The organism is Streptomyces sp. NPDC090127, assembly GCF_044746945.1.
Taxonomy (GTDB): domain Bacteria; phylum Actinomycetota; class Actinomycetes; order Streptomycetales; family Streptomycetaceae; genus Streptomyces.
Genome location: NZ_JBIVDE010000010.1, coordinates 25,799 through 49,648, shown reverse-complemented (window position 1 = coordinate 49,648; position 23,850 = coordinate 25,799). Strand labels below are relative to the sequence as shown.

24 protein-coding genes and 2 pseudogenes are annotated in these 23,850 nt (G+C 72.3%); 13 read left to right on the top strand and 13 right to left on the bottom strand.

Annotated features, from left to right (window positions below):
• Positions 1-125: 125 nt before the first annotated feature.
• Together pdxA and ACIPPS_RS30490 are read right to left on the bottom strand one after the other, a co-directional pair.
• On the bottom strand, positions 126-1,139 hold the full coding sequence (pdxA, locus tag ACIPPS_RS30495) for a 4-hydroxythreonine-4-phosphate dehydrogenase PdxA (protein ID WP_401438722.1): 1,014 nt from the start codon (positions 1,137-1,139) through the stop codon (positions 126-128).
• Positions 1,136-2,323 carry a four-carbon acid sugar kinase family protein gene (locus tag ACIPPS_RS30490; RefSeq protein ID WP_401438719.1) on the bottom strand — a complete coding sequence of 396 codons (1,188 nt, stop codon included), beginning with the start codon at positions 2,321-2,323 and terminating at the stop codon, positions 1,136-1,138. The genes pdxA and ACIPPS_RS30490 overlap by 4 nt, the downstream gene beginning before the upstream one ends.
• Positions 2,324-2,426: 103 nt before the next feature.
• On the opposite strand from ACIPPS_RS30490, the gene ACIPPS_RS30485 reads away from it, so the two are divergent.
• Entirely contained in the window at positions 2,427-3,308 is an 882-nt protein-coding gene (locus ACIPPS_RS30485) for a LysR substrate-binding domain-containing protein (RefSeq protein ID WP_401438718.1), read from the top strand.
• Positions 3,309-3,456: 148 nt separating this feature from the next.
• On the top strand, positions 3,457-4,455 hold the full coding sequence (locus ACIPPS_RS30480) for a TAXI family TRAP transporter solute-binding subunit (RefSeq protein WP_401438715.1): 999 nt from the start codon (positions 3,457-3,459) through the stop codon (positions 4,453-4,455).
• A 195-nt stretch (positions 4,456-4,650) separates the two neighbouring features.
• Here the strand turns inward: ACIPPS_RS30480 and ACIPPS_RS30475 are convergent, their stop codons facing one another.
• Both ACIPPS_RS30475 and ACIPPS_RS30470 read right to left on the bottom strand, forming a co-directional pair.
• Positions 4,651-6,048 carry an ATP-binding protein gene (locus tag ACIPPS_RS30475; protein ID WP_401438712.1) on the bottom strand — a complete coding sequence of 466 codons (1,398 nt, stop codon included), beginning with the start codon at positions 6,046-6,048 and terminating at the stop codon, positions 4,651-4,653.
• Between the two features lie 15 nt (positions 6,049-6,063).
• A complete protein-coding gene (locus tag ACIPPS_RS30470) occupies positions 6,064-6,768 on the bottom strand; it encodes a response regulator transcription factor (protein WP_401438710.1) in 705 nt (234 codons plus the stop codon).
• Between the two features lie 277 nt (positions 6,769-7,045).
• Between ACIPPS_RS30470 and ACIPPS_RS30465 the strand changes: the two genes are divergently transcribed.
• From ACIPPS_RS30465 to ACIPPS_RS30425, 9 genes and pseudogenes are all read left to right on the top strand, one after another.
• Positions 7,046-7,831 (top strand): amino acid ABC transporter ATP-binding protein, encoded by a 786-nt coding sequence (locus ACIPPS_RS30465; RefSeq protein WP_401438707.1) that lies wholly within the window; start codon positions 7,046-7,048, stop codon positions 7,829-7,831.
• A 62-nt stretch (positions 7,832-7,893) separates the two neighbouring features.
• Positions 7,894-8,811 (top strand): glutamate ABC transporter substrate-binding protein, encoded by a 918-nt coding sequence (locus ACIPPS_RS30460; protein ID WP_401438703.1) that lies wholly within the window; start codon positions 7,894-7,896, stop codon positions 8,809-8,811.
• Positions 8,812-8,954: 143 nt separating this feature from the next.
• Positions 8,955-9,602, top strand: coding sequence for an amino acid ABC transporter permease (locus tag ACIPPS_RS30455; protein ID WP_401438700.1), 648 nt, complete (start codon positions 8,955-8,957; stop codon positions 9,600-9,602).
• A complete protein-coding gene (locus ACIPPS_RS30450; RefSeq protein WP_401438697.1) occupies positions 9,599-10,528 on the top strand; it encodes an amino acid ABC transporter permease in 930 nt (309 codons plus the stop codon). The genes ACIPPS_RS30455 and ACIPPS_RS30450 overlap by 4 nt, the downstream gene beginning before the upstream one ends.
• 162 nt (positions 10,529-10,690) lie before the next feature.
• Positions 10,691-11,152, top strand: a pseudogene (locus tag ACIPPS_RS30445) (FAD-dependent monooxygenase); the annotation flags it as partial.
• 234 nt (positions 11,153-11,386) lie between these two features.
• Positions 11,387-12,598, top strand: a pseudogene (locus ACIPPS_RS30440) (FAD-dependent monooxygenase); the annotation flags it as partial.
• A gap of 32 nt (positions 12,599-12,630) precedes the next feature.
• Positions 12,631-12,717: a putative leader peptide gene (locus ACIPPS_RS30435; RefSeq protein ID WP_361441868.1), complete on the top strand. Its 87-nt coding sequence runs from the start codon at positions 12,631-12,633 to the stop codon at positions 12,715-12,717.
• Between the two features lie 157 nt (positions 12,718-12,874).
• On the top strand, positions 12,875-13,423 hold the full coding sequence (locus ACIPPS_RS30430; protein WP_401438694.1) for a cysteine dioxygenase: 549 nt from the start codon (positions 12,875-12,877) through the stop codon (positions 13,421-13,423).
• On the top strand, positions 13,420-13,839 hold the full coding sequence (locus ACIPPS_RS30425; RefSeq protein ID WP_401438691.1) for a rhodanese-like domain-containing protein: 420 nt from the start codon (positions 13,420-13,422) through the stop codon (positions 13,837-13,839). Before ACIPPS_RS30430 ends, ACIPPS_RS30425 begins: the two co-directional genes overlap by 4 nt.
• A gap of 379 nt (positions 13,840-14,218) precedes the next feature.
• Here the strand turns inward: ACIPPS_RS30425 and recX are convergent, their stop codons facing one another.
• A complete protein-coding gene (recX, locus tag ACIPPS_RS30420) occupies positions 14,219-14,785 on the bottom strand; it encodes a recombination regulator RecX (RefSeq protein ID WP_401438688.1) in 567 nt (188 codons plus the stop codon).
• 4 nt (positions 14,786-14,789) lie between these two features.
• Entirely contained in the window at positions 14,790-15,932 is a 1,143-nt protein-coding gene (gene recA, locus ACIPPS_RS30415) for a recombinase RecA (RefSeq protein WP_401438967.1), read from the bottom strand.
• A 137-nt stretch (positions 15,933-16,069) separates the two neighbouring features.
• On the opposite strand from recA, the gene ACIPPS_RS30410 reads away from it, so the two are divergent.
• Positions 16,070-16,330, top strand: a complete 261-nt coding sequence (locus ACIPPS_RS30410) for a histidine kinase (RefSeq protein ID WP_401438686.1) — start codon at positions 16,070-16,072, stop codon at positions 16,328-16,330.
• Between the two features lie 109 nt (positions 16,331-16,439).
• Here the strand turns inward: ACIPPS_RS30410 and ACIPPS_RS30405 are convergent, their stop codons facing one another.
• Both ACIPPS_RS30405 and ACIPPS_RS30400 read right to left on the bottom strand, forming a co-directional pair.
• Positions 16,440-17,618, bottom strand: a complete 1,179-nt coding sequence (locus tag ACIPPS_RS30405) for an AI-2E family transporter (protein WP_401438684.1) — start codon at positions 17,616-17,618, stop codon at positions 16,440-16,442.
• 984 nt (positions 17,619-18,602) lie between these two features.
• Positions 18,603-18,797: a DUF3046 domain-containing protein gene (locus ACIPPS_RS30400; protein WP_361441542.1), complete on the bottom strand. Its 195-nt coding sequence runs from the start codon at positions 18,795-18,797 to the stop codon at positions 18,603-18,605.
• Positions 18,798-18,876: 79 nt separating this feature from the next.
• Between ACIPPS_RS30400 and ACIPPS_RS30395 the strand changes: the two genes are divergently transcribed.
• Positions 18,877-19,806, top strand: a complete 930-nt coding sequence (locus tag ACIPPS_RS30395; RefSeq protein ID WP_401438681.1) for a hypothetical protein — start codon at positions 18,877-18,879, stop codon at positions 19,804-19,806.
• Between the two features lie 250 nt (positions 19,807-20,056).
• Here the strand turns inward: ACIPPS_RS30395 and ACIPPS_RS30390 are convergent, their stop codons facing one another.
• The 5 genes from ACIPPS_RS30390 to ACIPPS_RS30370 form a co-directional block, all read right to left on the bottom strand.
• Positions 20,057-21,202 (bottom strand): RNA polymerase sigma factor, encoded by a 1,146-nt coding sequence (locus tag ACIPPS_RS30390; protein WP_401438678.1) that lies wholly within the window; start codon positions 21,200-21,202, stop codon positions 20,057-20,059.
• Positions 21,199-21,618 carry a YciI family protein gene (locus tag ACIPPS_RS30385; RefSeq protein ID WP_401438675.1) on the bottom strand — a complete coding sequence of 140 codons (420 nt, stop codon included), beginning with the start codon at positions 21,616-21,618 and terminating at the stop codon, positions 21,199-21,201. Before ACIPPS_RS30385 ends, ACIPPS_RS30390 begins: the two co-directional genes overlap by 4 nt.
• A 127-nt stretch (positions 21,619-21,745) precedes the next feature.
• Positions 21,746-22,054 carry an AzlD domain-containing protein gene (locus tag ACIPPS_RS30380; protein ID WP_401438672.1) on the bottom strand — a complete coding sequence of 103 codons (309 nt, stop codon included), beginning with the start codon at positions 22,052-22,054 and terminating at the stop codon, positions 21,746-21,748.
• Entirely contained in the window at positions 22,051-22,887 is an 837-nt protein-coding gene (locus ACIPPS_RS30375) for an AzlC family ABC transporter permease (RefSeq protein ID WP_401438669.1), read from the bottom strand. The genes ACIPPS_RS30380 and ACIPPS_RS30375 overlap by 4 nt, the downstream gene beginning before the upstream one ends.
• 113 nt (positions 22,888-23,000) lie before the next feature.
• Positions 23,001-23,825 carry an AraC family ligand binding domain-containing protein gene (locus ACIPPS_RS30370; RefSeq protein WP_401438666.1) on the bottom strand — a complete coding sequence of 275 codons (825 nt, stop codon included), beginning with the start codon at positions 23,823-23,825 and terminating at the stop codon, positions 23,001-23,003.
• Positions 23,826-23,850 lie beyond the last annotated feature (25 nt).

The window sequence follows — 23,850 nt, the reverse complement described above, 5'->3', positions numbered from 1 at the left end:
CGGGGCCCAGGTGGCGGGCGCTGGGGCCAAGAGAGTGGGCGCTGCGGCCCAGGGCGTGGGCGGTGGGGCCCAGGTGGCTGAGGCTAGGGCGCGGGCGCTGCGGCCCAGGTGGCGGGTGCTGCGGCCTAGGCTGCGGGCGTCGCGGGGACCTGGGTGGACAGGTCGTCGGCGTGGTGCAGGGCGGTGAGGAGGCTGGTGTGGTCGGCGGTGCCCCGGCCCGCGAGGTCGAAGGCCGTGCCGTGGTCGACGCTGGTGCGCACGAACGGCAGGCCGATGGTGATGTTGACGCCGTGCTCCAGACCCAGGTACTTGACCGGTATGAGCCCCTGGTCGTGGTACTGCGCCACGACGGCGTCGAACTCGCCCGCGCGGGCGCGCATGAAGACGGTGTCGGCGGGCCAGGGGCCGCTGACGTCGATGCCGTCCCGCCGCGCGGCCCGTACGGCCGGTTCGATGATGTCCAGGTCCTCGCGCCCGAACAGTCCGTTCTCCCCGGCGTGCGGATTGAGAGCGGCGACGGCGATACGGGGGCGGGCCCCGGAGGGCCCCGTGGCCCGGCCGGCCCGGAGTGTGCGGTCCGTCAGCCGGATGATCTCCAGCTCGCGCGCGGTGGTGAGGGAGTCGATCGCCGTGCGGAGCGACTGATGGACGGTGACCAGGACGATCCGCAGTTCGTCGTTGGCCATCATCATGGCGTAGTCACTCGTGCCCGAGAGCTCGGCGAGGATCTCCGTGTGGCCCGGGTAGGGCAGCCCGGCACGCCTGAGCGCTTCTTTGTTGATCGGTGCCGTCGTGAGGGCGCGTACCTCACCGCCGAGCGCCAGCTCGATGCCCCGGCGCACGTAATGGAACGAGGCGGCTCCGGCGCGGGCGTCCACCGTGCCGAGGGGCAGGTCTTCGGGAAGTGTTCCCTCGGCGAGGACGTCGAGGACTCCGGGGGCGTGGGCCGCGTCCGCCAGGGAGGCGATCGGTCGCACGGTCAGGTCGACGCCCGTGATCCGGCAGGCCCGGGCGAGGGTGGCGGGGTCGCCGATGACGACGACCGGGGGACGGCGCCGTGGGTCTGCGTACGCCTTGACCGTGATCTCGGGGCCGATGCCGTTCGGGTCGCCCATGGTGAGGGCGATGGGTCGCGTCATGACGTCGGCCCGCTCTCCATGAGGAGGCGGCAGAGCCGGTCGAGTGTGCCGTCGTCGCCGAAGCCGCCGGCTTTGATCAGGACGGGCAGCTGGGGCGGGCTGAGCAGGACGCCCCGGGCGACTCCCGGTTCGGGCTCGTCGGCCAGGTCGAGGCCGGAGCCACCGAGGGCTTCGAGAGCGGCCACCGCGGTCTCTCCGCCGGTGAGCACGAGTCCGTCGACCAGGCCGTCCGCCACCAACTCCCGTACGACGGCGGCGAGGTCGCCGGCCAGCGAGCCGGCTGCCGTACGGCGGGTGTCCGGGGTGTGGACGGCGAGCACGGGTGCGGAGGAGCCGCGCAGGGCCGCGAGCGCTTCCTCCGGGCCGTCGAACGCCTCGGCCGCGCCCACGTCCACCCGCGTCCGCAGCCGGTCCAACTGTCGTCGCGTCGCCGGATGCGCGCTGCCGACCACGATCAAGGGCCGCCGTGCTCGGGGCGGTTCGAGCGGGAAGGCCGCGGGCGTGCGGGTGTGGTGCCCGGCCAGCGCGGCGGCGAGGCCCGGGGAGCCGACCCAGAGCACGTCGCCGGGCCGCGGCACGGAGGACACCAGAAGGCCGAGCTCGGCGTCCGTCGCCGCCGAGCAGACGAACACGCCTCCCCCGTCGATCCGTTCGGGCAACTTCCCGAAACAATCCGGTTCGAGGATGTCCGCGTCGGGCAGCAGCCGGGCGAGGTCGGCGGTCCGCACGGGGTGCGCCGGGTCGCGCGCGAAGTCCGTCTCGTGCACCGGTACGCCGTGCACGTGCTGAATCCCCCGGAGGGTCGTCCTGCCCTCGGCGGGGAACGCGGGCGCGACGACGACGGCCCGCCGTCCCGAACCGGCGTGGGCGGCGCGGATCTCGGCCGCCACATGGCCCCGGAGCGTCGAGTCGACGGTCTTGATCAGCAGCTCGGAGTCGGCGAACGCCTCCGCGAACCGCCCGGCCAGGGCCACGGCCGACGCCTCGTCGAGCAGCCGGCTGCCGAGGTCCACGGCGACGACGCCGTCACGGGCCGCCGTCCCCGGCTCGACGGCCTCGGCCAGCAGGACCGTCGCCCGGTGTCCGGCCCTGCGGAAGGGCGCCGCGCCGTCGCCGGCGCTCGTCAGGTCGTCCGCGAGGACGGCAACGCCCGTCACGGGGCCGATCGGTGGTTGTCGCCTCATGTCTCGTCCTCTCGCGTTCGCCGCCACTGACGTCAACCCTGGCGTTCGGAAAGCCGCTGGACAAGCGATTCCTTCTCACCCCACCTGTGAGTAGATTTCACACATGCGCTGGCCCGACCTTCCTCCGCTCAACGCCCTGCTCCCCTTCGAGGCGACCGTGCGGCACGCGAGCATGACCCGGGCCGCGCAGGAACTCCACGTGACCCACGGCGCCGTCAGCCGACAGATCCAGAACCTGGAGAAATCCCTCGGTGTCACGCTCTTCGAGCGAGGGACCCGCTCGCTCCGGCCGACGCCTCAGGCCCGCCGTCTCGCGGCCGCCGTCCGCGACGCCCTCGACCAGATCGACGTGGCGGCCCGCGAGGTCTCGCGCCGCGAGCGCGGCGGCCCGCTCGCGCTGTCCTGCGAGCCGACGCTCTTGATGCGCTGGCTCATTCCGCGCCTGCCGGGCCTCGCCGTCCAGGTCCCCGGCCTCACCGTGCACCTGTCGGCGGGCGGCGGACCCGTCTCCTTCGACCGCGACCCGCTCGACGTCGCCCTGCGCCGCGACGACTTCCCCGTACCGGCCGAGGTGACCCGCTCACCGCTCTTCCTGGAACGCGTCGGTCCGGTCTGCAGCCCGGACATCGCGGCGCGGCTCACCGCCGGGAGCGGGGTCAGGGGTGTGACGATTCTGCACACGAGCACCCGGCCGCGGGCGTGGGCGGACTGGCAGCGGATCACCCGGCGAACCGTCGATCCCACCGGGGAGCAGACCTTCGAGCACTTCTATCTGGCACTGCAGGCGGCCGTCGCCGGCATCGGCGTGGCCATCGGCCCGTACGCGCTGGTCCACGACGATCTGCTGAGCGGACAGCTGGTCGCCCCCTTCGGCCTGGTCCAGGACGGCACCGGCTACCACCTGCTCAGCCCACAGCCGCCGGAGCGGGACGAGCGGATCGCCGCCCTGCTCGGCTGGCTGCGGGCCCAGGCGACCGGCCTGTGACCAGCGGCACCCGGTCCGGCCGGTCCGGGTCGGAGACCGTGGTTGCAGCCCACGCGCGCGTGGGCCGGGGACGAGGCCACGCGCGCGTGAAGGAGAGCACCCCGGCCCGGCCTGGTCAGGGTGGGGATCGAGCTGGCAGGATCGCGCCATGCTCGCCTCGTACTCCCGTTCCGCCCGCCGCCGCCTTTTCCAGGTGTCGGCGGCGGTTCTGGTGGTGTGCGGCCTGCTGGTCTGGTGGCTGGTTCCGTTCGGTACACCGGCGCCGAGCGGGCGGGTCACCTTCAGTACGGGCGTACCCACGGGGGTCTACCAGCGCTACGGCGAACTACTGCGCCAGGCCCTCGCCACCGATCTGCCGGACGTGTCGGTACAGCTGAAGAACAGCGAGGGCTCCCAGCAGAACCTGGCCCGGCTGGCCTCCGGCGAAGCGGACTTCACCGTGGCGACGGCCGACGCCGTGGCTCAGTACCAGCGCGACCGCAAGCCGGGCCACGACCGGCTGCGGGGCTGCGCCCGCCTCTACGACGACTACGTCCAGCTCGTCGTCCGCAAGGATTCGGCCGTGCGGTCCGTGGCCGATCTGCGCGGGCTGCGGGTCGGCGTCGGGCAGGAGGGCTCCGGCGTCCGGCTCATCGCGGACCGGGTCCTGGCGGCCGGCGGCCTCACCTCCGGCGCCGGCGTCGAGCCGGTCTCGGCCGGCATCGACACCATGCCCGGCCTGCTGGAGCGCGGGCAGCTGGACGCGTTCTTCTGGTCGGGCGGTCTCCCCACCCAGGCCGTCCAGGAGCTTTCCGACCGTCTTCCCGTGAGGCTGGTCCCGCTCGACGCCGCCCTCGTGGACAAGGTCCACGACGTGGGCGAGTCGACGCGCCACTACCGCTCCGCCGTGATCCCTGCGGACGCCTACGCCCGGGCCCAGGACGGCCAGGAGGTGGCGACGCTGGCCGTGACGAACCTGCTGGTGACGACGGACGCGGCGGATCCGGCGCTGGTCGAGGGTTTCACCCGTACGGTGATCAGAAGCCGGGACGGAATCGGCCGCCAGGTCCACCCGGCCCAGCTGGTGGACCTCCGTACCGCCATCTACACGGAACCCCTCTCCCTCCACGAGGGCGCCCGTCGCTACTACCGCTCCGTGAAGCCGTAGGCCCCGCGACACCGGACGGAGCCGGGCGGCAGTCCCGTACGGCAGCAGAGCACCAAGCCATCAGGGCCCCCGGCCACCCAGGCACCCGGCCACGCGGACACCCCCAGGCACCCGCCGGGCACCCGGGCACCCGCGCACCCGGGCACCCCGACATCAGGGGGGGCACCAACAGTCACCCCGCCACCGCCACCGCCCTCACCGCCCCTGCGGCCCCGTCCTCGGCACCGTGAGCGTCACGCGCAGCCCGTGCGGCTCGTGCGGCGCGTAGGCGATCGAGCCGCCTCCCGCCGCGAGGAGGACCCGGGAGATCGACAGGCCGAGCCCCGAGCCCTTGATGTTCTGGTGGCGGTTGCTGCGCCAGAAGCGGTCGCCGACCCGGTCGAGCTCCTCCTGGGTGAGCCCGGGCCCCCGGTCCGCCACGACGATCGTGCAGAGGTCGCCCTCCGAGGCCACGGAGACCGTGACCTCCTCCCCCTCCGGCGTGAACTTCAGCGCGTTGTCGATCACCGCGTCGAGCGCGCTGGAGAGCGCCACCGGGTCGGCCCACGCCGTCACCGCCCGCCGCTCGCCATGGAGCCGTACACCCTCCTCGTCGGCGAGCGGCCGCCATGCGGCGATCCGCTCGGCCACGAGCGCGCCGATGTCGGTGAGGCCGAGGTCGGCGGCGGCGTGCTCGGCGAGCGCGAGGTCCAGCAGGTCGTCGAGGACCTGCGCGAGCCGCTTGCCCTCCGTACGGACGGAGGCGATCTCCTCGTTCCCCTCGGGGAGCTCCAGGGCGAGCAGTTCGATGCGCAGCAGCAGGGCGGAGAGCGGGTTGCGCAACTGGTGCGAGGCGTCGGCGACGAAGGCTCGCTGCTGCTCCAGGACGTCCTCGACGTTGTCGGCCATCTCGTTGAACGAGCGGGCCAGACGGCGCAGTTCGGGTGGGCCCCCGGCCGCGGCAACCCGGGACTTCATGCGGCCGGTGGCGATGTCGTGGGTGACCGCGTCCAGGACGCGGACCGGCCGCAGCACCCAGCCGGTGAGCCGGAAGGCGGCGCCGACGGCGAGCAGCATCGCCGCGGACTCCCCGGCGGCGATGATCAGCCAGCCGCTCAGGATGTGCGAGCGCAGCTGCCTGGTGGGCGAGTCGGTCACCACGACGGCGACGACGTCACCGTCGCGTACGACCGGCGAGGCGATGGCGAGGCGGGCGTGCGACTGCCACGGCCACACCTGGGGCGGGTCGTGGCTGCGGCGGCCGAGCAGGGCCTCGTTGAACGCGCGGCGCCCCTCACCCTCGTACGGGACGACCCAGTCGGCGGGCGCGGCGGCCATGGCCTGGTTGTCGCGGTAGAAGATGCCGGTCCGGATGCCGTAGACGTCGTGGTAGCTGGCGAGTTCGCCGCGGAGCGTGGTGCGTCGCTCGTCCACGGCCGGCTCGGACTCGCTGACGAACTGGGCGAGCGCGGCGAAGCGGGCCGCGTCGTCGAGCCGGTCGACGACCACGCGCTGCTGCTCGGCCGCGGCGAGGCTGGCGGCGAGCGGGAAGCCGAGAGCGAGGAGCACCCCGGCCATCAGGACGAGGAGGAGCGGAAGGAGACGTGTGCGCACGAAGGACCCGGTCGGCTAGGCGGCCGGGGCGACCAGGCGGTAGCCGACGCCGCGGACGGTCTCGATCAGGGCCGGCATCGCCAGCTTGGAGCGGAGCGAGGCGACATGCACTTCGAGGGTGCGTCCGGTCCCTTCCCAACTGGTGCGCCAGACCTCGCTGATGATCTGTTCGCGCCGGAAGACCACACCGGGCCGCTGGGCGAGCAGGGCCAGCAGGTCGAACTCCTTGCGGGTGAGCGGGACGGGCGTGCCGTCGACGCTGACCCGGCGGGTGGGCAGCTCGATGACGACCGAGCCGAGCCGCAGCGCGGTGTCCTCACCGGCCGAGCCGGCCTCGTCGCCGGCGGCCGTGCGCCTGCTGACGGCGTGGATCCGGGCGAGCAGCTCCCCGGTGTCGTACGGCTTGACCACGTAGTCGTCGGCCCCGAGGTTGAGGCCGTGTATCCGCGACCGTACGTCGGCGCGCGCCGTCACCATGATCACGGGGGTGGTGGTGAGCTTACGGATCCGGCCGCAGACCTGGTAGCCGTCCTGGTCGGGCAGGCCGAGGTCGAGCAGGATCACCCCGAACGACGGGCGCTCGCCGTGGGCGGTGGGCAGCACCGCCTGGAGCGCCTCCTCGCCGTTGCGGGCGTGCGTGACCGCGAAGCCGTGCTTCGCCAGTACGGCGGACAGGGCCGCGGCTACGTGGTCGTCGTCCTCGACGAGCAGGAGTCTCATGGCCCCCCTCCGGTGGCTTCGTGATCATGGGATGGTGACGCGCGATGGCTTTCTGTGTACCAGGGCATGAACGCCGATGGTCGCCGTCACAGTCAAGTCTCCCCCTGTCAACCCGGGGTTTCTGTTATGGACCCGGTACGCCACCGAGAGTCCCCTTCACGCAGTGTGTCCGGTTGAGGCCGTATCGTTATCCTCAATTTCCGCTCAGATGTAATGACGCTCGTCGTACGGCGTGCCTAGTGTCCTCCCCAACCGAGGAGGACGGAGCAAGAAGCCGATGAGCGGAGTGTCAGTGACCAAGGGCTCGGAAGACGCCGTAGCGGCGGCGGGCGACCTGGTCGTGCTGTCCAACGTGAACAAGCACTTCGGCGCGCTGCATGTGCTCCAGGACATCGACCTGACCATCGCCCGTGGCGAGGTCGTGGTCGTGATCGGGCCTTCGGGTTCCGGCAAGTCCACACTGTGTCGCACCATCAACCGCCTGGAGACGATCGACTCCGGCGCCATCACGATCGACGGCCGGCCGCTGCCCCAGGAGGGCAAGGAGCTGGCCCGGCTGCGCGCCGACGTCGGCATGGTCTTCCAGTCCTTCAATCTCTTCGCGCACAAGACCGTGCTGGAGAACGTGACGCTGGGCCAGGTCAAGGTCCGCAAGACGGAGAAGAAGGCCGCCGAGACCAAGGCCCGCGCGCTGCTCGACCGGGTGGGTGTCGGCACTCAGGCGGACAAGTACCCGGCGCAGCTCTCCGGCGGTCAGCAGCAACGTGTCGCGATCGCGCGGGCGTTGGCGATGGACCCGAAGGTCATGCTCTTCGACGAGCCGACCTCCGCGCTCGACCCCGAGATGATCAACGAGGTCCTTGAGGTCATGCAGCAGCTGGCGCGCGACGGAATGACGATGGTGGTCGTCACCCACGAGATGGGTTTCGCCCGCTCCGCCGCCAACCGCGTGGTCTTCATGGCGGACGGCAAGATCGTCGAACAGGCGACGCCGGACGAGTTCTTCAGCAACCCGCGCAGCGACCGTGCCAAGGACTTCCTTTCGAAAATCCTGCACCACTGACGACGGTCAGCCCGCATGATTCACCCTGCCGACAACAACCCACGAATCAAGGGATGTTCACCATGAAGCTCCGCAAGTCCGCGGCCGTGGCCGTCGCCGTGCTCGCCCTCACCGCGACCGCCTGCGGTGGCAAGGAAGGCTCCGCCGGCGACAAGCCCGCCGTGAAGCCCGGCGATTCGAGCGCCCCGCAGCTCCCCAAGTACATCGTCGCCACCGATGTGAAGCTGGAGTCGCCCACCTTCAAGGAGGCGCAGAAGCGCGGGAAGCTGCTCATCGGCTCCAAGGCCGATCAGCCGTACCTGGGCTTCGAGGACCAGTCCACCAAGGAGCGGTCCGGCTTCGACGTCGAGATCGCCAAGATGATCGCGGCGGGCCTCGGTTTCACCGAGGACAAGATCGAGTGGGAGACCATCGACTCGAAGTCCCGTGAGTCGACGATCTCCGCCGGCAAGATCGACTACTACGTCGGTACGTACACGATCAACGACAAGCGCAAGGCGCAGGTCGGCTTCGCGGGTCCGTACTACAAGGCCGGCGCCGACCTCCTGGTCCGCAAGGACGAGACCGCGATCACCGGTCCGCAGTCCGTCAAGGGCAAGAAGGTCTGCTCCATCACGGGCTCCACCCCGCTGCAGGAGATCAAGAAGCCCGAGTACGGCGCCCAGACCGTCGAGCTCGGCAAGTACTCCGACTGCGTGCAGCAGCTGCTCACCAAGCAGGTCGACGCCGTCACCACCGACGACGCGATCCTCAAGGGCTACGCCGCCGCCAACGCCGGCAAGCTCAAGGTCGTGGGCAAGCCGTTCACCGAGGAGCCCTACGGCGTCGGCATGAACAAGGACGACAAGGTCCTGCGCGACAAGATCAGCGACATCCTCGAGGCCAACATCAAGGACGGCACGTACAAGAAGATCTACGAGGCGACTCTGGGTCTGTCCGGCTCCGAGTACACCGAGCCGCCGGCGCTCGTCCGCTACTGATCCTCGCCTGAAGTCGAGCGCCCCGTACGGGAGTACGGGGCGCCGCTCCCCCTGCCCGTACGCCGCCGCTTCCGTGCCCGTACGCCGCAGCCCGTACGCCGCTCCCCTGCCCGTAAGCCGCTGACCGCCGACGCGGAGACCTCATGAACGTACTGCTCGACCATTTCCCGGAGTTCCGCGACGGCTTCATAGGAACCGTGTCGATCACCGCCGTCAGCTCGGTCATCGCGCTGGTCCTCGGCATCGTCATCGCCGGCTTCCGGGTCTCGCCCATCCCCCCGCTGCGCTTCTTCGGCACCGCCTGGGTGACGCTGCTGCGCAACACCCCCCTGACGCTGCTCTTCCTCGTCTCGTTCTTCGTCGTCCCGGAGATCCTGTTCCCGGGCATGAGCCCCTTCGTGCTGGGTTCGCTCGCGCTCGGCTTCTACACCTCCGCGTTCATCTGCGAGGCGGTCCGCTCCGGCATCAGCACCGTGCCGATCGGGCAGGCGGAGGCCGCCCGGTCGCTCGGCATGACCTTCTCGCAGACGCTGCGGATGATCGTGCTGCCGCAGGCCACCCGGACCGTGCTGCCCCCGCTGAGCTCGATCTTCATCGCGCTCACCAAGAACTCGGCCATCGCGGGCGCGTTCAGCGTCACCGAACTCTTCGGCTGGCAGACGCTGATGAGCGAGCAGGGCTACGCCATCGGCGCCATCTTCCTGTGGGTGGCCATCGCGTACCTCGTCGTCACCTTCACCATCAGCGGGATCTTCCGTCTCCTGGAGCGCCGCATGGAGGTCGCCCGATGAGTGCCAGCGTTCTCTTCGACACCCCGGGCCCCAAGGCGCGTGTCCGTAACCGGATCTACGCCGTCGTGGGCACCCTCGCCATCGTCGCGCTCCTCGCCGTGAGCGTGGTCCGGCTGGCCGACAAGGGCCACCTCGACCCCGCGATGTGGGACATCTTCAACTACGCGGGCATCCGGCAGAACATCGCCGACGCGCTCGTCGCCACCCTCAAGGCCTTCGGCCTCGCGGCCGTCGGCTCGCTCGTCCTCGGTGTGCTGCTGGCCGTGGCGCGGCTCTCCGACCACGCACCGATCCGTGTGGTGGCCACCGGCTTCATCGAGGTCTTCCGCTCCATCCCGCTACTGATCACGATCTTCGCCGTGTGGTTCGCCTTCCTGATCGACTACTCGCTGTGGGCGCTGGCCATCGGCCTGTCGATCTACAACGGCTGCGTCCAGGCCGAGGTGCTCCGGGCCGGCGTAAACTCCGTGCCGAAGGGGCAGCGCGAGGCCGCGTACGCCCTGGGCATGAGCAAGACCCAGGTCATGATGAGCGTCCTGATGCCGCAGGCCGTCCGGGCGATGCTGCCGACGATCATCAGCCAGCTGGTGGTCACCCTGAAGGACACCTCGCTCGGCTTCGTGATCCTCTACCCCGAGCTGCTGTACTCGGCCCGTCTGATCGCCTCCAACACGCAGGTCAACGGCCAGTACCCGTACGTCTCCACCATCGTGGTCTTCGGCGCCATCTACATCGCGCTGTGTCTGGCGCTCTCCGCGCTCGCCACCTGGATCGAGAAGCGGGGGCGGCGGGCCAAGACCGGGATCCACGTTCCCGACGCCGCGGCCCAGGAGGTCGTGCTCGGCGCCGACGCCGGGCAGGCCTTCGGCACCACGGCCGGCGGTGCGGGCGACGGGCCCGACGGGACCGGTATCACGAAGAACTGACAGTATGTGACATCATCCGGGGGCAGTGGCGTCGCGCCGCTGCCCCCGTCGCTTGACGCAAGCACCCGCAATGGGTTGCATACGTTCTGTGATCACGCACCGGGCTCGCGCCACACTTCGCTGTGCTACCCGCATGACCGAACGGCCTTCAGGAGCCGCGCCGTGGACCCGGTGATCATCGTCGGCGCGGGGCCCGTGGGCCTCGCGCTCTCCCTTGCCCTGGCCTCGCAGGGAGTACCGAGCATCGTGCTCGACGAGGGTCCCGGCAAGGAGGATCCACGCCCCGCCCGCACGGTCGTCCTGCGCGCGGACATGGCCGCGATGGTCGAGCGGCTGGGTTGCACCACCCTGCGTGACGAGGGGGTCCGGTGGGTCGGTTGGCGGTCCGTGCGACGCAGGCAACAGATGAGGCACATCGAGCTCAGCCTCGGTCTGGGAGAGACGGAGAGTGACGACGAGGGCGGCCCGCCGGCCCCGCTGCACATTCCGCAGCACGCCCTCGCGCGCGGTCTGCGCGACGCGATCGCCGGGCAGGAGCTCGTCCAGCTCGTCACCGACGTCCGCCTCGACACGATCGAACAGGACGCGCACGGGGTCACGGCACACACGCGCGGCGCGGGGTCCGGGGTTGGGGCTGGAGCTGGGTCCGGGGCCGGGTCCGGGGCCGGGGCTGGGTCCGTCTCCGGGGTTGGGGCTGGGGCCGGGACTGGGTCCGGGTCCGGGGTTGGGGCTGGGGCCGTCTCCGGGACTGGGTCCGGGGCCGGGGTTGGGGCTGGGGCCGTCTCCGGGACTGGGTCCGGGGCCGGGACTGGGTCCGGGGCCGGGACTGGGTCCGGGTCCGGCTCCCGGTCGAGTGGGACCTGGTGGCGCGGCAGCCATCTGGTCGGTTGCGACGGCGCCCGCTCCACCGTCCGCAAGCTGCTCTCGATCCGCTTCCCCGGGCGTACGGCGGTGGAACGGCACGCGGTCGCCGCGCTGCGCACCGAACTCCCCTGGCCCGGCGAGGCCGTGCTGCACCGTCAGCCACCGTGGCGCGGCGGCGGCGAGGAGGTCACGGCCCGTCCGCTGCCGGACGGGGTCTGGCGGATCGACTGGCTGCTACCGGCCCGGGGTGACCTCGTCACCCCCGACGCGCTCGTCACCAAGATCCGCGACACGCTGGCCGGCTGGTGCGGCGGGACGACTCCGCCGTACGAGTTGATCGACACCGGTGTCCACACGCTGCACCACCGCCTCGCGCGGCGCTGGCGCGTGGACCGGGTGTTCCTGGCGGGCGACGCGGCGCATCTGCTGGGCGCGGTGGGCACGCAGGGCCTCGACGAGGGGCTGCGTGACGCCGACAACCTGGCCTGGAAGCTCGCGTACGCCTGGCACCACGGCGCCTCGGAAACGCTGCTCGACAGTTACCAGAGCGAGCGGCGGGCCGCCGTCGCCTCCCGGCTGCGCGCCGCCGACCAGTCGCTTCCGGTGCTGCGCGGCGGCGGGGGCCTGCGGACGTACCTGCCCGGCGGGGCCCGCAGCCACGACGTGTTGTTGACGGACGGTCACCTGGGGCGTGGCCCGCTGGGGGCGCCCCCCGCGTACCCGCACTCCCCTCTCGCGCCCCAGGACGCCGGAGCGTCACGGAGCGCGGTGAGCACGGGGGCGGGTGCGCCGGTGGAGGACGTACGCGTGACGGCGCCCGACGGTACGACGGTACGGCTCCGGGACCGGCTCGGTCAGGGGCGGCTCCTCGTGGTGCTCGTGGCGCCCGGTACGGGTGTGTGGGACCGGCGGCACTGGGTGAGCGCGGGGGTGATGCCCCGGCTCGCGGAGGCGGTACGGGCCCTACCGGTGAAGGCCGAGCTGCTCGTGACGGAGGCCTACCCGGGCGCGGTGGCCCACACCGTGCTGCTGGTACGTCCTGACGGGCATCTGGTCGCCTCGTTCCCAGGGGTCCGGCCGGACGAGCTGTACGCGGCGGCGGACGCGACGCGGGGCGGGAAGGCGGAGCCGGCGGGGAGCGGGGCCCCGGCACGGGCGCTCACCCGGGGGTCCACGCCGAGCGACCGTACTGCGGACATCAATTGACCCTCGCGGGCGCACATGGTGTACTCCGGAGCGTGACCGACACCGATGTGCGCCTGTGGCGGAGGGTCCATATGGATCTCCTCCGTTTCGCGGGCTGCGTGTGTCGCCCGTCCTGCTGAATTCGCCCCTCTCTTCGCGTGACCTTGGCCGCCGACCGAAGTCGGCGTGGCTGTCGCGCGCTTCTCACCGCGAACTCCAGGACGGTTCTCCGTGCCCCAGCAAGTCTCCCCGGCCCAGCGCGTCTCCCCTGTCTCTGCCGTGCCCCCCGTCTCTGCCGTGCCCCCCGTCTCTGCCGTGCCCCCTTCCGTACGCTCCGGCGTTCGTCCCGCCGCCGCGCCGACGGCGGCCGCTCTGCTGGACTTCGTCCGTCGGACGGCGGCGGACGACGAGCTGATCGACTCCCTCCCGCTCGATCCGGAGGGCCGTACCTGGGTGCGGCTCGACGGCCCGGGCGGCAGCGAGGCGTGGCTGATCGGCTGGCCGCCCGGCACGGGCACGGGCTGGCACGACCACGCCGAGTCGCACGGCGCTTTCACCACGGCGCGCGGCACCCTGCGGGAGAACTCCCTCGCGGTACGGCTGCCGTCCGACGGCTGGAAGACCCTCGAACTGGCCGACGGGGTCGACCGGGAGCGGCACCTGTCGGCGGGCAAGGGGCGCGCCTTCGGTCAGCACCATGTGCACGAGGTGCTCAACGATTCCCCCGACAGGCACGCCGTGTCGGTCCACGCGTACTACCCGCCGCTCCCGTTGATCCGGCGCTTCAGCCGGTCGGGCGCGGTGCTCCGTCTTGAGCAGGTCGAGCGTCCGGAGGACTGGCAGTGAGTGAGCACCAGACAGACGAGCGGGTGGGGATCGACGAGTTCCTCGAGCGGGTCCGGTCGGGACTGGACCGGATCGAGCCCCGGGTGGCCCACGAGGCGTACGAGGCAGGTGACGCGCTCCTCGTCGACACCCGGTACGCGGCGCTGCGCGAGCGGGACGGACTGATTCCGGGCGCGCTGGTCGTGGAGCGCAATGAGCTGGAGTGGCGGCTCGACCCGTGGGGCAGCCACCGCGCCCCGGAGGCGGACAGCCATGACCTGCGGGTGGTGGTGTTCTGCAACGAGGGGTACGCGTCCTCGCTGGCGGCGGCGTCACTGCGGCAGTTGGGGCTGCACCGGGCGACGGACGTGATCGGCGGCTTCCAGGCGTGGAAGGCGGCGGGCCTCCCGGTCCTGCTGCCGGGGACGACGCCGTAGCAAGGACGCCCGTTCACGAAGCCGCCGAGCGCGGCTCCGACCCGTTCCCGCGCGCCGAGGCCTGCCCCCCGGGCCGAAGGCGCCTGAAGGCGCCCGGAGGCACCCGAAGGCACGACGACCCATGGGGCGGACGGGCCTGTGGTTCGGCGACCCGCCGGGCGTACGAGCCGACGGCACGGCGGCCCCCGAGCGGACGGTCCGGAGGCTCGGCGGGCCGGAGGCTCGGCGGGCCTCCGGGCCCGGAGGCACGGAGCCCCGGCGGTCCGGTAGCCCGGCGCATCGGAGGTCCAGCGGTCCGGTAGCCCAGAGGCTCGGCGCCCCGACGGTCCGGCGGGCCCGCCCGGCGCCTCGGAGGCCCAGCGGTCCGACGCTCCAGCGACTAGAACGGTTCGTCCAGCCCCTCCGCATCCTCCCCCTCGGCCTCCAGCGCCTGGCGGACGACGCGGAGGGCCATGCCCTCGGGGTAGCCCTTGCGGGCGAGCATTCCCGCGAGGCGGCGCAGCCGCCGGTCCCGGTCGAGGCCGCGGGTGGCGCGGAGCTTGCGGTCGACGAGCTCGCGGGCGGTGCTCTCCTCCTGCTCGGTGTCCAGTTGCCCCACCGCGTCCTGGATGAGCGACGGGTCGACGCCCTTGGTGCGCAGCTCACGGGCGAGGGCCCGGCGGGCGAGTCCTCGCCCGTGGTGCCGGGACTCCACCCAGGCGTCGGCGAAGGCGGCGTCGTTGATCAGCCCGACGTCCTCGAAGCGGGAGAGGACCTCCTCGGCGACCTCGTCAGGGATCTCACGCTTCCGCAGGGCGTCGGCGAGCTGTTTGCGCGTGCGGGGTGTCCCGGTGAGCAGGCGCAGGCAGATCGCCCGCGCCCGCTCAGCCGGATCCTGGGGCGACAGCTCCTTCTCGGCCCTCGACGAGTCGGGGCTGTCGCCCGGCCATTCGGTGCGACCGGTCACGGGCTCAGCTCTTGGCCGCCGGGGCAGCCTTCGTCGCCTTGGTGGCCTTGACCGCCGGGGCGGCCTTGGCCGCGTCGTCCGTGGCGGCGGCCTCGGCGCCGGCCGTGGCCTCCGCGGCGGGTTCGGCCGGAGTGGCACCCGGGCGGACGCCGACGCCCAGCTTCTCCTTGATCTTCCTCTCGATCTCGTCGGCGAGGTCGGGGTTGTCCTTGAGGAAGTTGCGGGCGTTCTCCTTGCCCTGGCCGAGCTGGTCGCCCTCGTACGTGTACCAGGCGCCGGCCTTGCGGACGAAGCCGTGCTCCACGCCCATGTCGATCAGACCGCCCTCGCGGCTGATGCCCTGGCCGTAGAGGATGTCGAACTCGGCCTGCTTGAAGGGCGGCGCGACCTTGTTCTTCACGACCTTGACGCGGGTGCGGTTACCGACGGCGTCCGTGCCGTCCTTGAGGGTCTCGATACGGCGGATGTCGAGACGCACCGAGGCGTAGAACTTCAGGGCGCGGCCACCGGTCGTCGTCTCCGGCGAGCCGAACATGACGCCGATCTTCTCGCGGAGCTGGTTGATGAAGATCGCGGTGGTCTTGGACTGGTTGAGCGCGCTGGTGATCTTCCGGAGGGCCTGACTCATCAGTCGGGCCTGGAGACCCACGTGCGAGTCGCCCATCTCGCCCTCGATCTCCGCACGCGGGACGAGCGCGGCGACGGAGTCGATGACGATGAGGTCGAGGGCGCCGGAGCGGACCAGCATGTCGACGATCTCGAGGGCCTGCTCACCGTTGTCCGGCTGGGACAGGATGAGGTTGTCGATGTCGACGCCGAGCTTCTTGGCGTACTCGGGGTCGAGGGCGTGCTCGGCGTCCACGAAGGCGACCTGACCGCCGGCCTTCTGGGCGTTGGCCACGGCGTGCAGCGTCAGGGTCGTCTTACCGGAGGACTCCGGGCCGTAGATCTCCACGACACGGCCGCGGGGCAGGCCGCCGACACCGAGCGCGATGTCGAGGGCGGTCGAGCCCGTGGAGATCACCTCGATCGGCTCCTGGGTGCGGTCGCCCATGCGCATCACGGCACCCTTGCCGAATTGCCGTTCAATCTGCGCGAGTGCGGCTTCGAGTGCCTTCTCACGGTCGGTACCTGCCATGGGTTCCACCCGGTTTGCTTGAGTCGATCGCTTCATGTGAAAGACGCTAACCCCTGCCACTGACAATGGGCGCCGACGTCCCTCCGACCTGTGGATAACTCGCCCACAACCCCGCGATTCCAAGGGCCGGAATCCCATAAGAATGGATGTTCGATTTTGGTGTCAAGCGCACCACGCGGGCCCGCCGCGCCCGTCCTCGCAGCGCCGACGCGCCTGAACGGCCGGTCATCGCCCGGGGCCTGATCGCAGTCGGCTGCGGCGCCCTCGCCGCCGAGCGGGGGCTGGAGGCGCGTGGCCGGCAGAGCGCCACGGAGGAGCGGCGGCGGATCACCCGGGAGCTGCACGACGTGCTCGGCCACACCATCTCGCTGATAAACGTGCAGCGGGTGCGGTGCTGCACCGGCTGAGCAAGAAGCCGGAGCCCGAGGTCGCGCTCGCTGAGGCGGCCGGGGGTGGGGCCCGGAGACGGTGGGTGACCACCTGGCCGGAGGGCGACGCACGTCCTCCGGCCAGGTGTCACTTGTCGTCCTCGCCGGACGGCGTCTGACCGCCCTCCCCCTGCCCCTGTTGCTGTTGCTGTTCCTGGTGCTTCTTGTGGTGGAGAGCCTTCTGGAGTCGGGTGACGACGGCCTCCCCGTAGCGCCGGTGCCCGTGCACGCGCGGGTCGTCGGTCACGTCGTACCGCTTCACGTACGCGCCCAGGAACGCCTGGAGGGTGGCGATGGCCGGGATCGCGATCAGCGCGCCGACCGCACCCAGCAGCGCCGTACCGGCGATCACCGAGCCGAACGCGACCGCCGGGTGGATGTCCACCGTCTTGGAGGTCAGCTTCGGCTGGAGGACGTAGTTCTCGAACTGCTGGTAGACCACGACGAACACGAGCACCCACAGGGCGTACCAGGGGTTCACGGTGAACGCGATCAGCATGGGCAGCGCACCCGCGAGGTACGTGCCGATGGTGGGGATGAACTGCGAGACCAGGCCGACCCAGACGGCGAGCGCCGGCGCGTACGGCACACCCAGGATCTCCAGCAGGATGAAGTGCGCGACGCCGGAGATCAGGGCCATCAGGCCGCGGGAGTAGAGGTAGCCGCCGGTCTTGTCGACGGCGATCTCCCAGGCCCGCAGGACCTCGGTCTGGCGGGCCGGCGGCAGGACGGAGCAGAGCGCGCGGCGCAGCCGGGGGCCGTCGGCGGCGAAGTAGAACGAGAACAGGAAGATCGTCAGCAGTTTGAACAGGCCGCCGAGGACGGTGGCGGAGACGTCCAGCACGCCGCTGGCGCTGTTCTGCACGTACTTCTGGAGCCAGTCGGAGCGCAGGATGTTGTCCTGGACCTCGACCCGGGACAGCTCGGTGTGGAACGTCTGGTTGATCCAGTTGATCAGCGAGTCGAGGTACTTGGGGAAGTTCTCGACCATGTCGACGATCTGGCCCGCGAGCATCGAACCGAGCAGGACGACGAAGCCGACGGCGAAGATCACCACGCCCAGGGACACGAGGAACGTGGCGAGTCCTCGCCGCATGCCTCGCGCGGCCATGCGTCCCACGGCCGGTTCGATGGCGAGGGCGAGGAAGAACGCGACGAGGATGTTGACGAGCAACCCGATGAGCTGGTGGAACGCCCAACTGCCGAGCTGGAAGCAGGCGAAGAGCGCGAGGGCGAGGACCATGGCCCGGGGCAGCCAGCGGGGCATCCTGGCGGCGGGCCCGGCGGACGCTCCGGAACCGGGCCCGCCGGAACCGGCGCCGCCTCCGGTGGGGGCGGTCGCGGGCCCGTCGGCGGGGGTCGGGATCCCGCCTCGCGTCGGCGGTGGCACGGAGGCGTCGGGCGTGGGCCCGGAGGGCGCGGCCCCGGGAGTCGAACTCGGCGGTGTCGAGCCGGGGGGCGTCGGGTCACCCTGGCGAGGCGCGGGCCCCGGATCACCCTGGAGGGACGCCGGCCCCGGATCTCCGTGGCGGGACGCGGGAGCCGCATCTTCCTGGCGGGGCGCCGGAGCCGGATCTCCCTGGCGGGGCGCCGGAGCCGGATCTCCCTGGCGCGGCGCCGGAGCCGGATCTCCCTGGCGCGGCGCCGGAGCCGGATCTCCCTGGCGCGGCGCCGGAGTCGCATCTCCCTGGCGGGGCATGGGCGTCGGCTCGCCCTGCCGGGGAGCCGCGCCGGACGCCGTCCCGGGGGCTCTGCCCACCGTGGACCGCCCCTCCGACCGCGCTTCCGGGGTTCGCCCGGTCACAGCCTGGTCGAGGGTCCCCTCGGCGGTCGTCTTGCCGGTCGCACTGCCGGTCGCGTCGGTGTTGTCAGTCGGAGCCACCCCGCCAGTCTCGCGCACCGCACGGACATTCCGTCCCTGCCGGGGCGCGTCGACGCACGGTCACCGCGATCAGCGCGTGTCGCAGAGGGGATCGGACGCGGTCGGCGACCGCCGCAGAGAGGCTCGGACGCGGTCGGCAACCACCGCAGAGGGGATCGGACGCGGACGGCGACCCGCCGCAGAGGGCCGGACGCGGACGGCGACCGCCGCGGGAAGGCTCGGGCGTGATCAGCACATGTCCCACAAGAGGTCGGACACGGTCGACGCATCGCACGAGGCTCCAGGCCGCGGCCGCCGCCTGTCACACGAGGCTCGGGCGTGATCGGCGCCCGACGTACGAGGAAGCCGCCGCTCCCCGGACGGGCACGGTCAGCGTTTGTCGGCCGGTACGTCCATGGCCGCGCAGACCGCGCGCCACACGTCCTTCGCCTCCCACCCCGCGTCCAGTGCCTCATGCACCGTACGACCGCCCAGTTCGGACATCACGTGGTCCCGCGCGAAGGATTCGGCGTAGGAACCTCCGAAGTGGTCCGCCATCCGCTCCCAGAAAATCGTCAACCGCATGACCCCAGTATCCCGCTCCCAAGAGTGCAGCCCGGCCGGTAAGCCTTGTCACACGTCCCGGGCACCCTACGGTCGGACCATGGCTGGAACTCCTCTCACGGCTCCGCACTCCACACCCCGCGCGCGTGCCGAGCACTTCGTCTGGCTGACGGCCCGTGTGCTCGAACAGCGCCGGTTCGCCTACCACTTCCTGCGCGGCGGCGCGGAACCCGTCGAGGTGGCGCTCTCGGCCTACCTCAACGAGGACGGCGGCTACGGCCACGCCCTCGAACCGGACCTCCGCGGCCCGGTCAGCCAGCCCCTGCACACCGGGCACGCGCTGCGGGTCCTGGACTCCATCGGCCGCTGCGGCGGCCTGCGGGTCGAGCGGATCTGCCGCTACCTCACCGAGGTGTCCACGCTGGACGGCGCGCTGCCCGCCGTCCACCCGTCCCAGCGCGGCTACCCGGCCGCCCCGTTCGTGCCGATCGTCGACGCCCCGCCCAGCGCTCTGCTCTCCACCGGCCCCGTGGTCGGCCTGCTCCACCGGAACCAGGTGTGGCACGCCTGGCTGTTCCGGGCGACCGAGTTCTGCTGGTCGGCGGTCGAGTCGCTGGAGAAGTCGCACCCGTACGAGATCGAGGCCGCCGTCGCCTTCCTGGACGGGGTCCCGGACCGGTCGCGGGCGCAGGCGGTGGCCGACCGGCTGGGGCGCCTGGTCCGGGACCAGCGGCTGGCGGTCCTGGATCCGGGGCGGCTCGACGATTTCCCGGTGGCGCCCGGGTACGCGCCCGAGGAGCACCACTACCCGTACGACTACGCGCGCGTGCCCGACTCGCTGGCCCGCCTCTGGTTCACGGACGAGGAGATGGCCCGCTCGCTGGACCGCCTGGCCTCCGCCCAGCAGGAGGACGGCGGATGGCCGGTCACCTGGCGCCAGTGGGCCCCGGGCACGGCGCTGGAGGCGCGGCCGATCGTGACGATCGAGGCGCTGCGCACGCTGCGCGCGCACGGCCGCCCGATCGACTGAAACCGGCGCTCCCCTGTCGACAGCCGCCCGGTCGACTGACGCGGCGCGCCCCCGATCGACAAGCGCCCCCCCGATCGACTGACGCGGCGCCCCGATCCACTGACACCCGATCGACAGGCGCCCGATCGACAGTCGCCCCGCGCACTGGCGGCCCCGGCCACCGGCGGCCCCGGACACCGGCGGCCCCGCGCACCAACGGCAGCGGCGCTCGGTCGCCGCCGCCCTTCCGGGCACCGAAGACGCCTACGCCTCAGCCACGCCGACGGGCGTTGAGCCGGGCCGCCTGACGCGTCAGGTGGTCGCGCTCGGGGAGGTTGGGTGCGTGGTGGGCCGCCTCGGCGTACAGCCGCGCGGCCGTCGCCAGGTCGCCGTCGCGTTCGTGGAGGTACGCCGCGACGGCGGTGTGACGGGGGAGCGAGTCGTCCAGTTCGGCGAGCGCGGCCAGGCCGGCGCGCGGTCCGTCGGCCTCACCGACGGCGACCGCGCGGTTGAGCCGTACGACGGGGCTGTCGGTCAGACGCGTGAGCTCGTCGTACCACTCGACGATCTGCACCCAGTCGGTCTCCTCGGCGACGCGCGCGTCGGCGTGCAGCGCCGCGATGGCGGCCTGGGCCTGGAACGCGCCCAGCCGGTCGCGGGCCAGGGCCGCCTGGAGGATCGCGACCCCCTCGGCGATCAGCCGCGTGTCCCACCGGCCGCGGTCCTGCTCGGCGAGGGGCACCAGGCTGCCGTCGGGCGCGGTGCGTGCGGTACGCCGGGCGTGGTGGAGCAGCATGAGGGCGAGCAGCCCCGCCACCTCGGGGTGGTCGACCTGGGCAGCGAGCTGCCGGGTGAGCCGGATGGCCTCGGCGGCGAGGTCGACGTCGCCGGAGTAGCCCTCGTTGAAGACCAGGTAGAGGACGCGCAGCACGGTGGCGACATCGCCGGGCCGGTCGAACCGCACGCCGGAGACCGTGCGCTTCGCCCGGCTGATGCGTTGCGCCATGGTCGCCTCGGGCACCAGGTAGGCCTGGGCGATCTGGCGGGTGGTCAGTCCTCCGACGGCGCGCAGCGTGAGCGCGACCGCCGACGACGGCGTCAGCGCCGGGTGGGCGCACAGGAAGTACAGCTGGAGGGTGTCGTCCTCGGCGGGCGCCGGACCGGGCGGCGGTTCCTCGTCGAGGATGTCCTCCCGGCGACGCCGGGCGGTGTCCGCCCGGGTCGCGTCGAGGAACTTGCGCCAGGCGACGGTGATCAGCCAGCCCTTCGCGTCGCGCGGAGGGTCGGCCGGCCAGACGCGCACCGCCTCGACGAGGGCGTCCTGCACGGCGTCCTCGGCCGCCGCGAAGTCGGCTCCGCGGCGGACGAGGACGGCGAGCACGTTCGGGCTGAGGCTGCGCAGCAGGGCCTCGTTCATCGATGCGGGCACTCCGTGACGGTGGGCTGCGCGGCCAGGAACGGGCGCAGTTCGAGCCACTCGTGGATCGGCTTCCCGCCCGCCCCGGGGGCGGCCGACAGTTCCCCGGCCAGCTCGACGGCGCGCTCGTAGCTGTCGACGTCGATCACCATCCAGCCGGCGATGAGGTCCTTGGTCTCCGCGAACGGGCCGTCGGTGACCGGCGGGCGCCCCTCGCCGTCGTACCTGACCCACGTCCCCTCGGGCGCGAGCGCCTGACCGTCGACGAACTCGCCGGTCCCTTCGAGCCGGTCGGCGAAGTCCCGCATGTACTGCACGTGGGCCGAGATCTCCTCCGGCGTCCACTGGTCCATCGGCACGTCGTTGGCCGGAGCCGGAGCGCCGCGGTAGTGCTTGAGCATCAGGTACTTGGCCATGGTCGTTCTCCTCGGTCCTGGTGCGTCCATTGTGGTCGCGTTCACCCCAGGGACGGAGCCGGCCACGGGTTCTCGACATGGCCGCCGGATGTTTTTCCGGCCGCTTGCGGAGAGCGGGCCCGGCGGCTCACCCGCCGAGAGCCCGCACCCCTGCCGTGACGGCCACGGCGACGGCCACGACGACCAGGAAGGGGGCGCGCAGGACCAGCGCGACGGCCGCCGCGGCGACACCCGCCGCGCGGGCGTCGAGGGTCAGGGCCGTGCCCGCTCCGAAGGTCTGCTGGGCGGTGAGCGCCGCGAGCAGGGCGACCGGGAGCAGCGCCGACAGGCGTTGGACGAGCGGTCGCTCCAGGGCCCCCGCCGGGACCAGGAGCCCGAGCAGCTTGACAAGGTAGCAGCCGACGACCGTGAGGCCGATCGCGATCCAGACGGTCATCGGTCCTGACCCTTCTCCTTCTGCGACTCCTTGCCCACAGTCCCGGCCCTAGCTCCTGTTCCTGGTCCTGCCCCTGTCCCGGCCCTAGCTCCTGTTCCTGGTCCTGCCGCGGGCGTGGACGTCCCGTCCCCCAGCCGGCGCCCCCGCAGCCACAGCACCGCCGGTGCCGCCAGGGCCGCCGCCAGGACGGGGACACCCGCGGGCAGCACCGGCAGCAGCCCGAGGCCGAGCAGGACCGCCAGCCCGGCCGTGTACCGCTCCGTCGCCGTCTTCAGCATGGGCGCGAGGAGCGCGAGGAAGACGGCGGGACCCGCGGCGTCGAGGCCCCAGGCCTTCGTGTCACCGATGGCCTCCGCGCCGAGGGCGCCGAGGAACGTCGTCAGGTTCCACAGCACGTAGAGCGTGAGGCCGGTGACGGTGAAGCCGATCCGCGCTGCCCGCCGCGTCGGCTGGGCCAGCGCCACGGCGGCCGTCTCGTCGATGACCCACTGCGCCGCGAGGGGCCTGACCGCGCGCGGCAGCGCGAGGAGCTGCGAGAGGCGCAGCCCGTAGAACGCGTTACGGGTGCCGAGGAAGAAGGCGCCGGCCGCGGCCGTGAAGGGGTTTCCGCCGGCCGCCAACGCTCCCACCAGCGCGAACTGCGAGGCGCCGGTGAAGACGAGCAGGCTGAGCGCGCAGGTCTGGAGGAGGCTGAGTCCGGAGCCCGCGGACGTCACTCCGAAGGCGAAGCCCGAGAGGCCGACCGCGATCCCGACTCCGAGCGCGTCGCGCACGACCGCCGAGTCCGCCTTGGTCGCCTCCCGTATGACGGGGGGTGCTGTCTGTTCTGCCACGTCAGCGACAGTACGGGCCCGCCCGCGCGCGGTCTTGTACGTTCTTGCGCCCTCGGCCGCCGGCGCACCGCCCCTGCCCCTCTGCCCCGGGGTAGGCCCCGCCCCCGCCGTGCCTACCCCGCCCGCCGCGAGCGCTGATACGCCCCCGGCGGGACACCCACGCTCCGTACGAAATGCCGGTTGAGGTGCGACTGGTCGGTGAAGCCGACGGCCGCGGCCGCCTCCGCCGGTGCCGTCCCGGTGTCGAGGAGCCGCCGGGCCCGCCGCACGCGCGCGTCGGTGAGCCAGGTGTGCGGCGGCATCCCGTACGCGTCCCGGAAGGCCCGCAGCAGCGCGAAGGGGCTGGTGCCGAGGTCGGCGGAGAGGCGCTCCAGGGTGGGCGGGTCGATCATCCGCTCCTCCAGGACGGCACGCGCGTGTGCCGCGTTGCGGGCCCCCGCCGAGCGGGGGGCGAGCGGGGCTGTCCGGCCTCCGTGGCTGCGCAGCATCCTCGCGGTGACCAGGCGCAGCAGGCTGTCGGCGGCCAGCGCGTTACCCTCCTCGGCGGCCCGGTGGACCCCGATGACGAGCTGGGCGGCGTACGGATCGTCCACGACCGGGTCGGTGAAGCCGACGTCTCCGCGCAGCGCGATCGTGTCGGCGGCGATGGAGCGGATCAGCTCGGCGTCGGGGTAGATCGTGCGGTACGTCCAGCCCTCGGGCACGCCCGCGTGCCCGGTGTGCGGGGTGTCCGGGTTGACCAGGGCGATCTGCCCTGGCCCTGCCTGCACCAGCCGGTCGCGGTAGTGGAAGGCCTCCACGCCGTCGGTGATCGCGGCGAAGACGAAGGTCTCGTGGGTGTGCCGGGCGAAGGCCTTGCGCACGTAGTGGGCGTGCAGCAGGTCGACGCCGGGCAGCTCCTCGTACCTCCAGTACCGTGCGCGTTCCGCAGTCGCCATGCCTCCATTCTGCGTCACCGCCCTC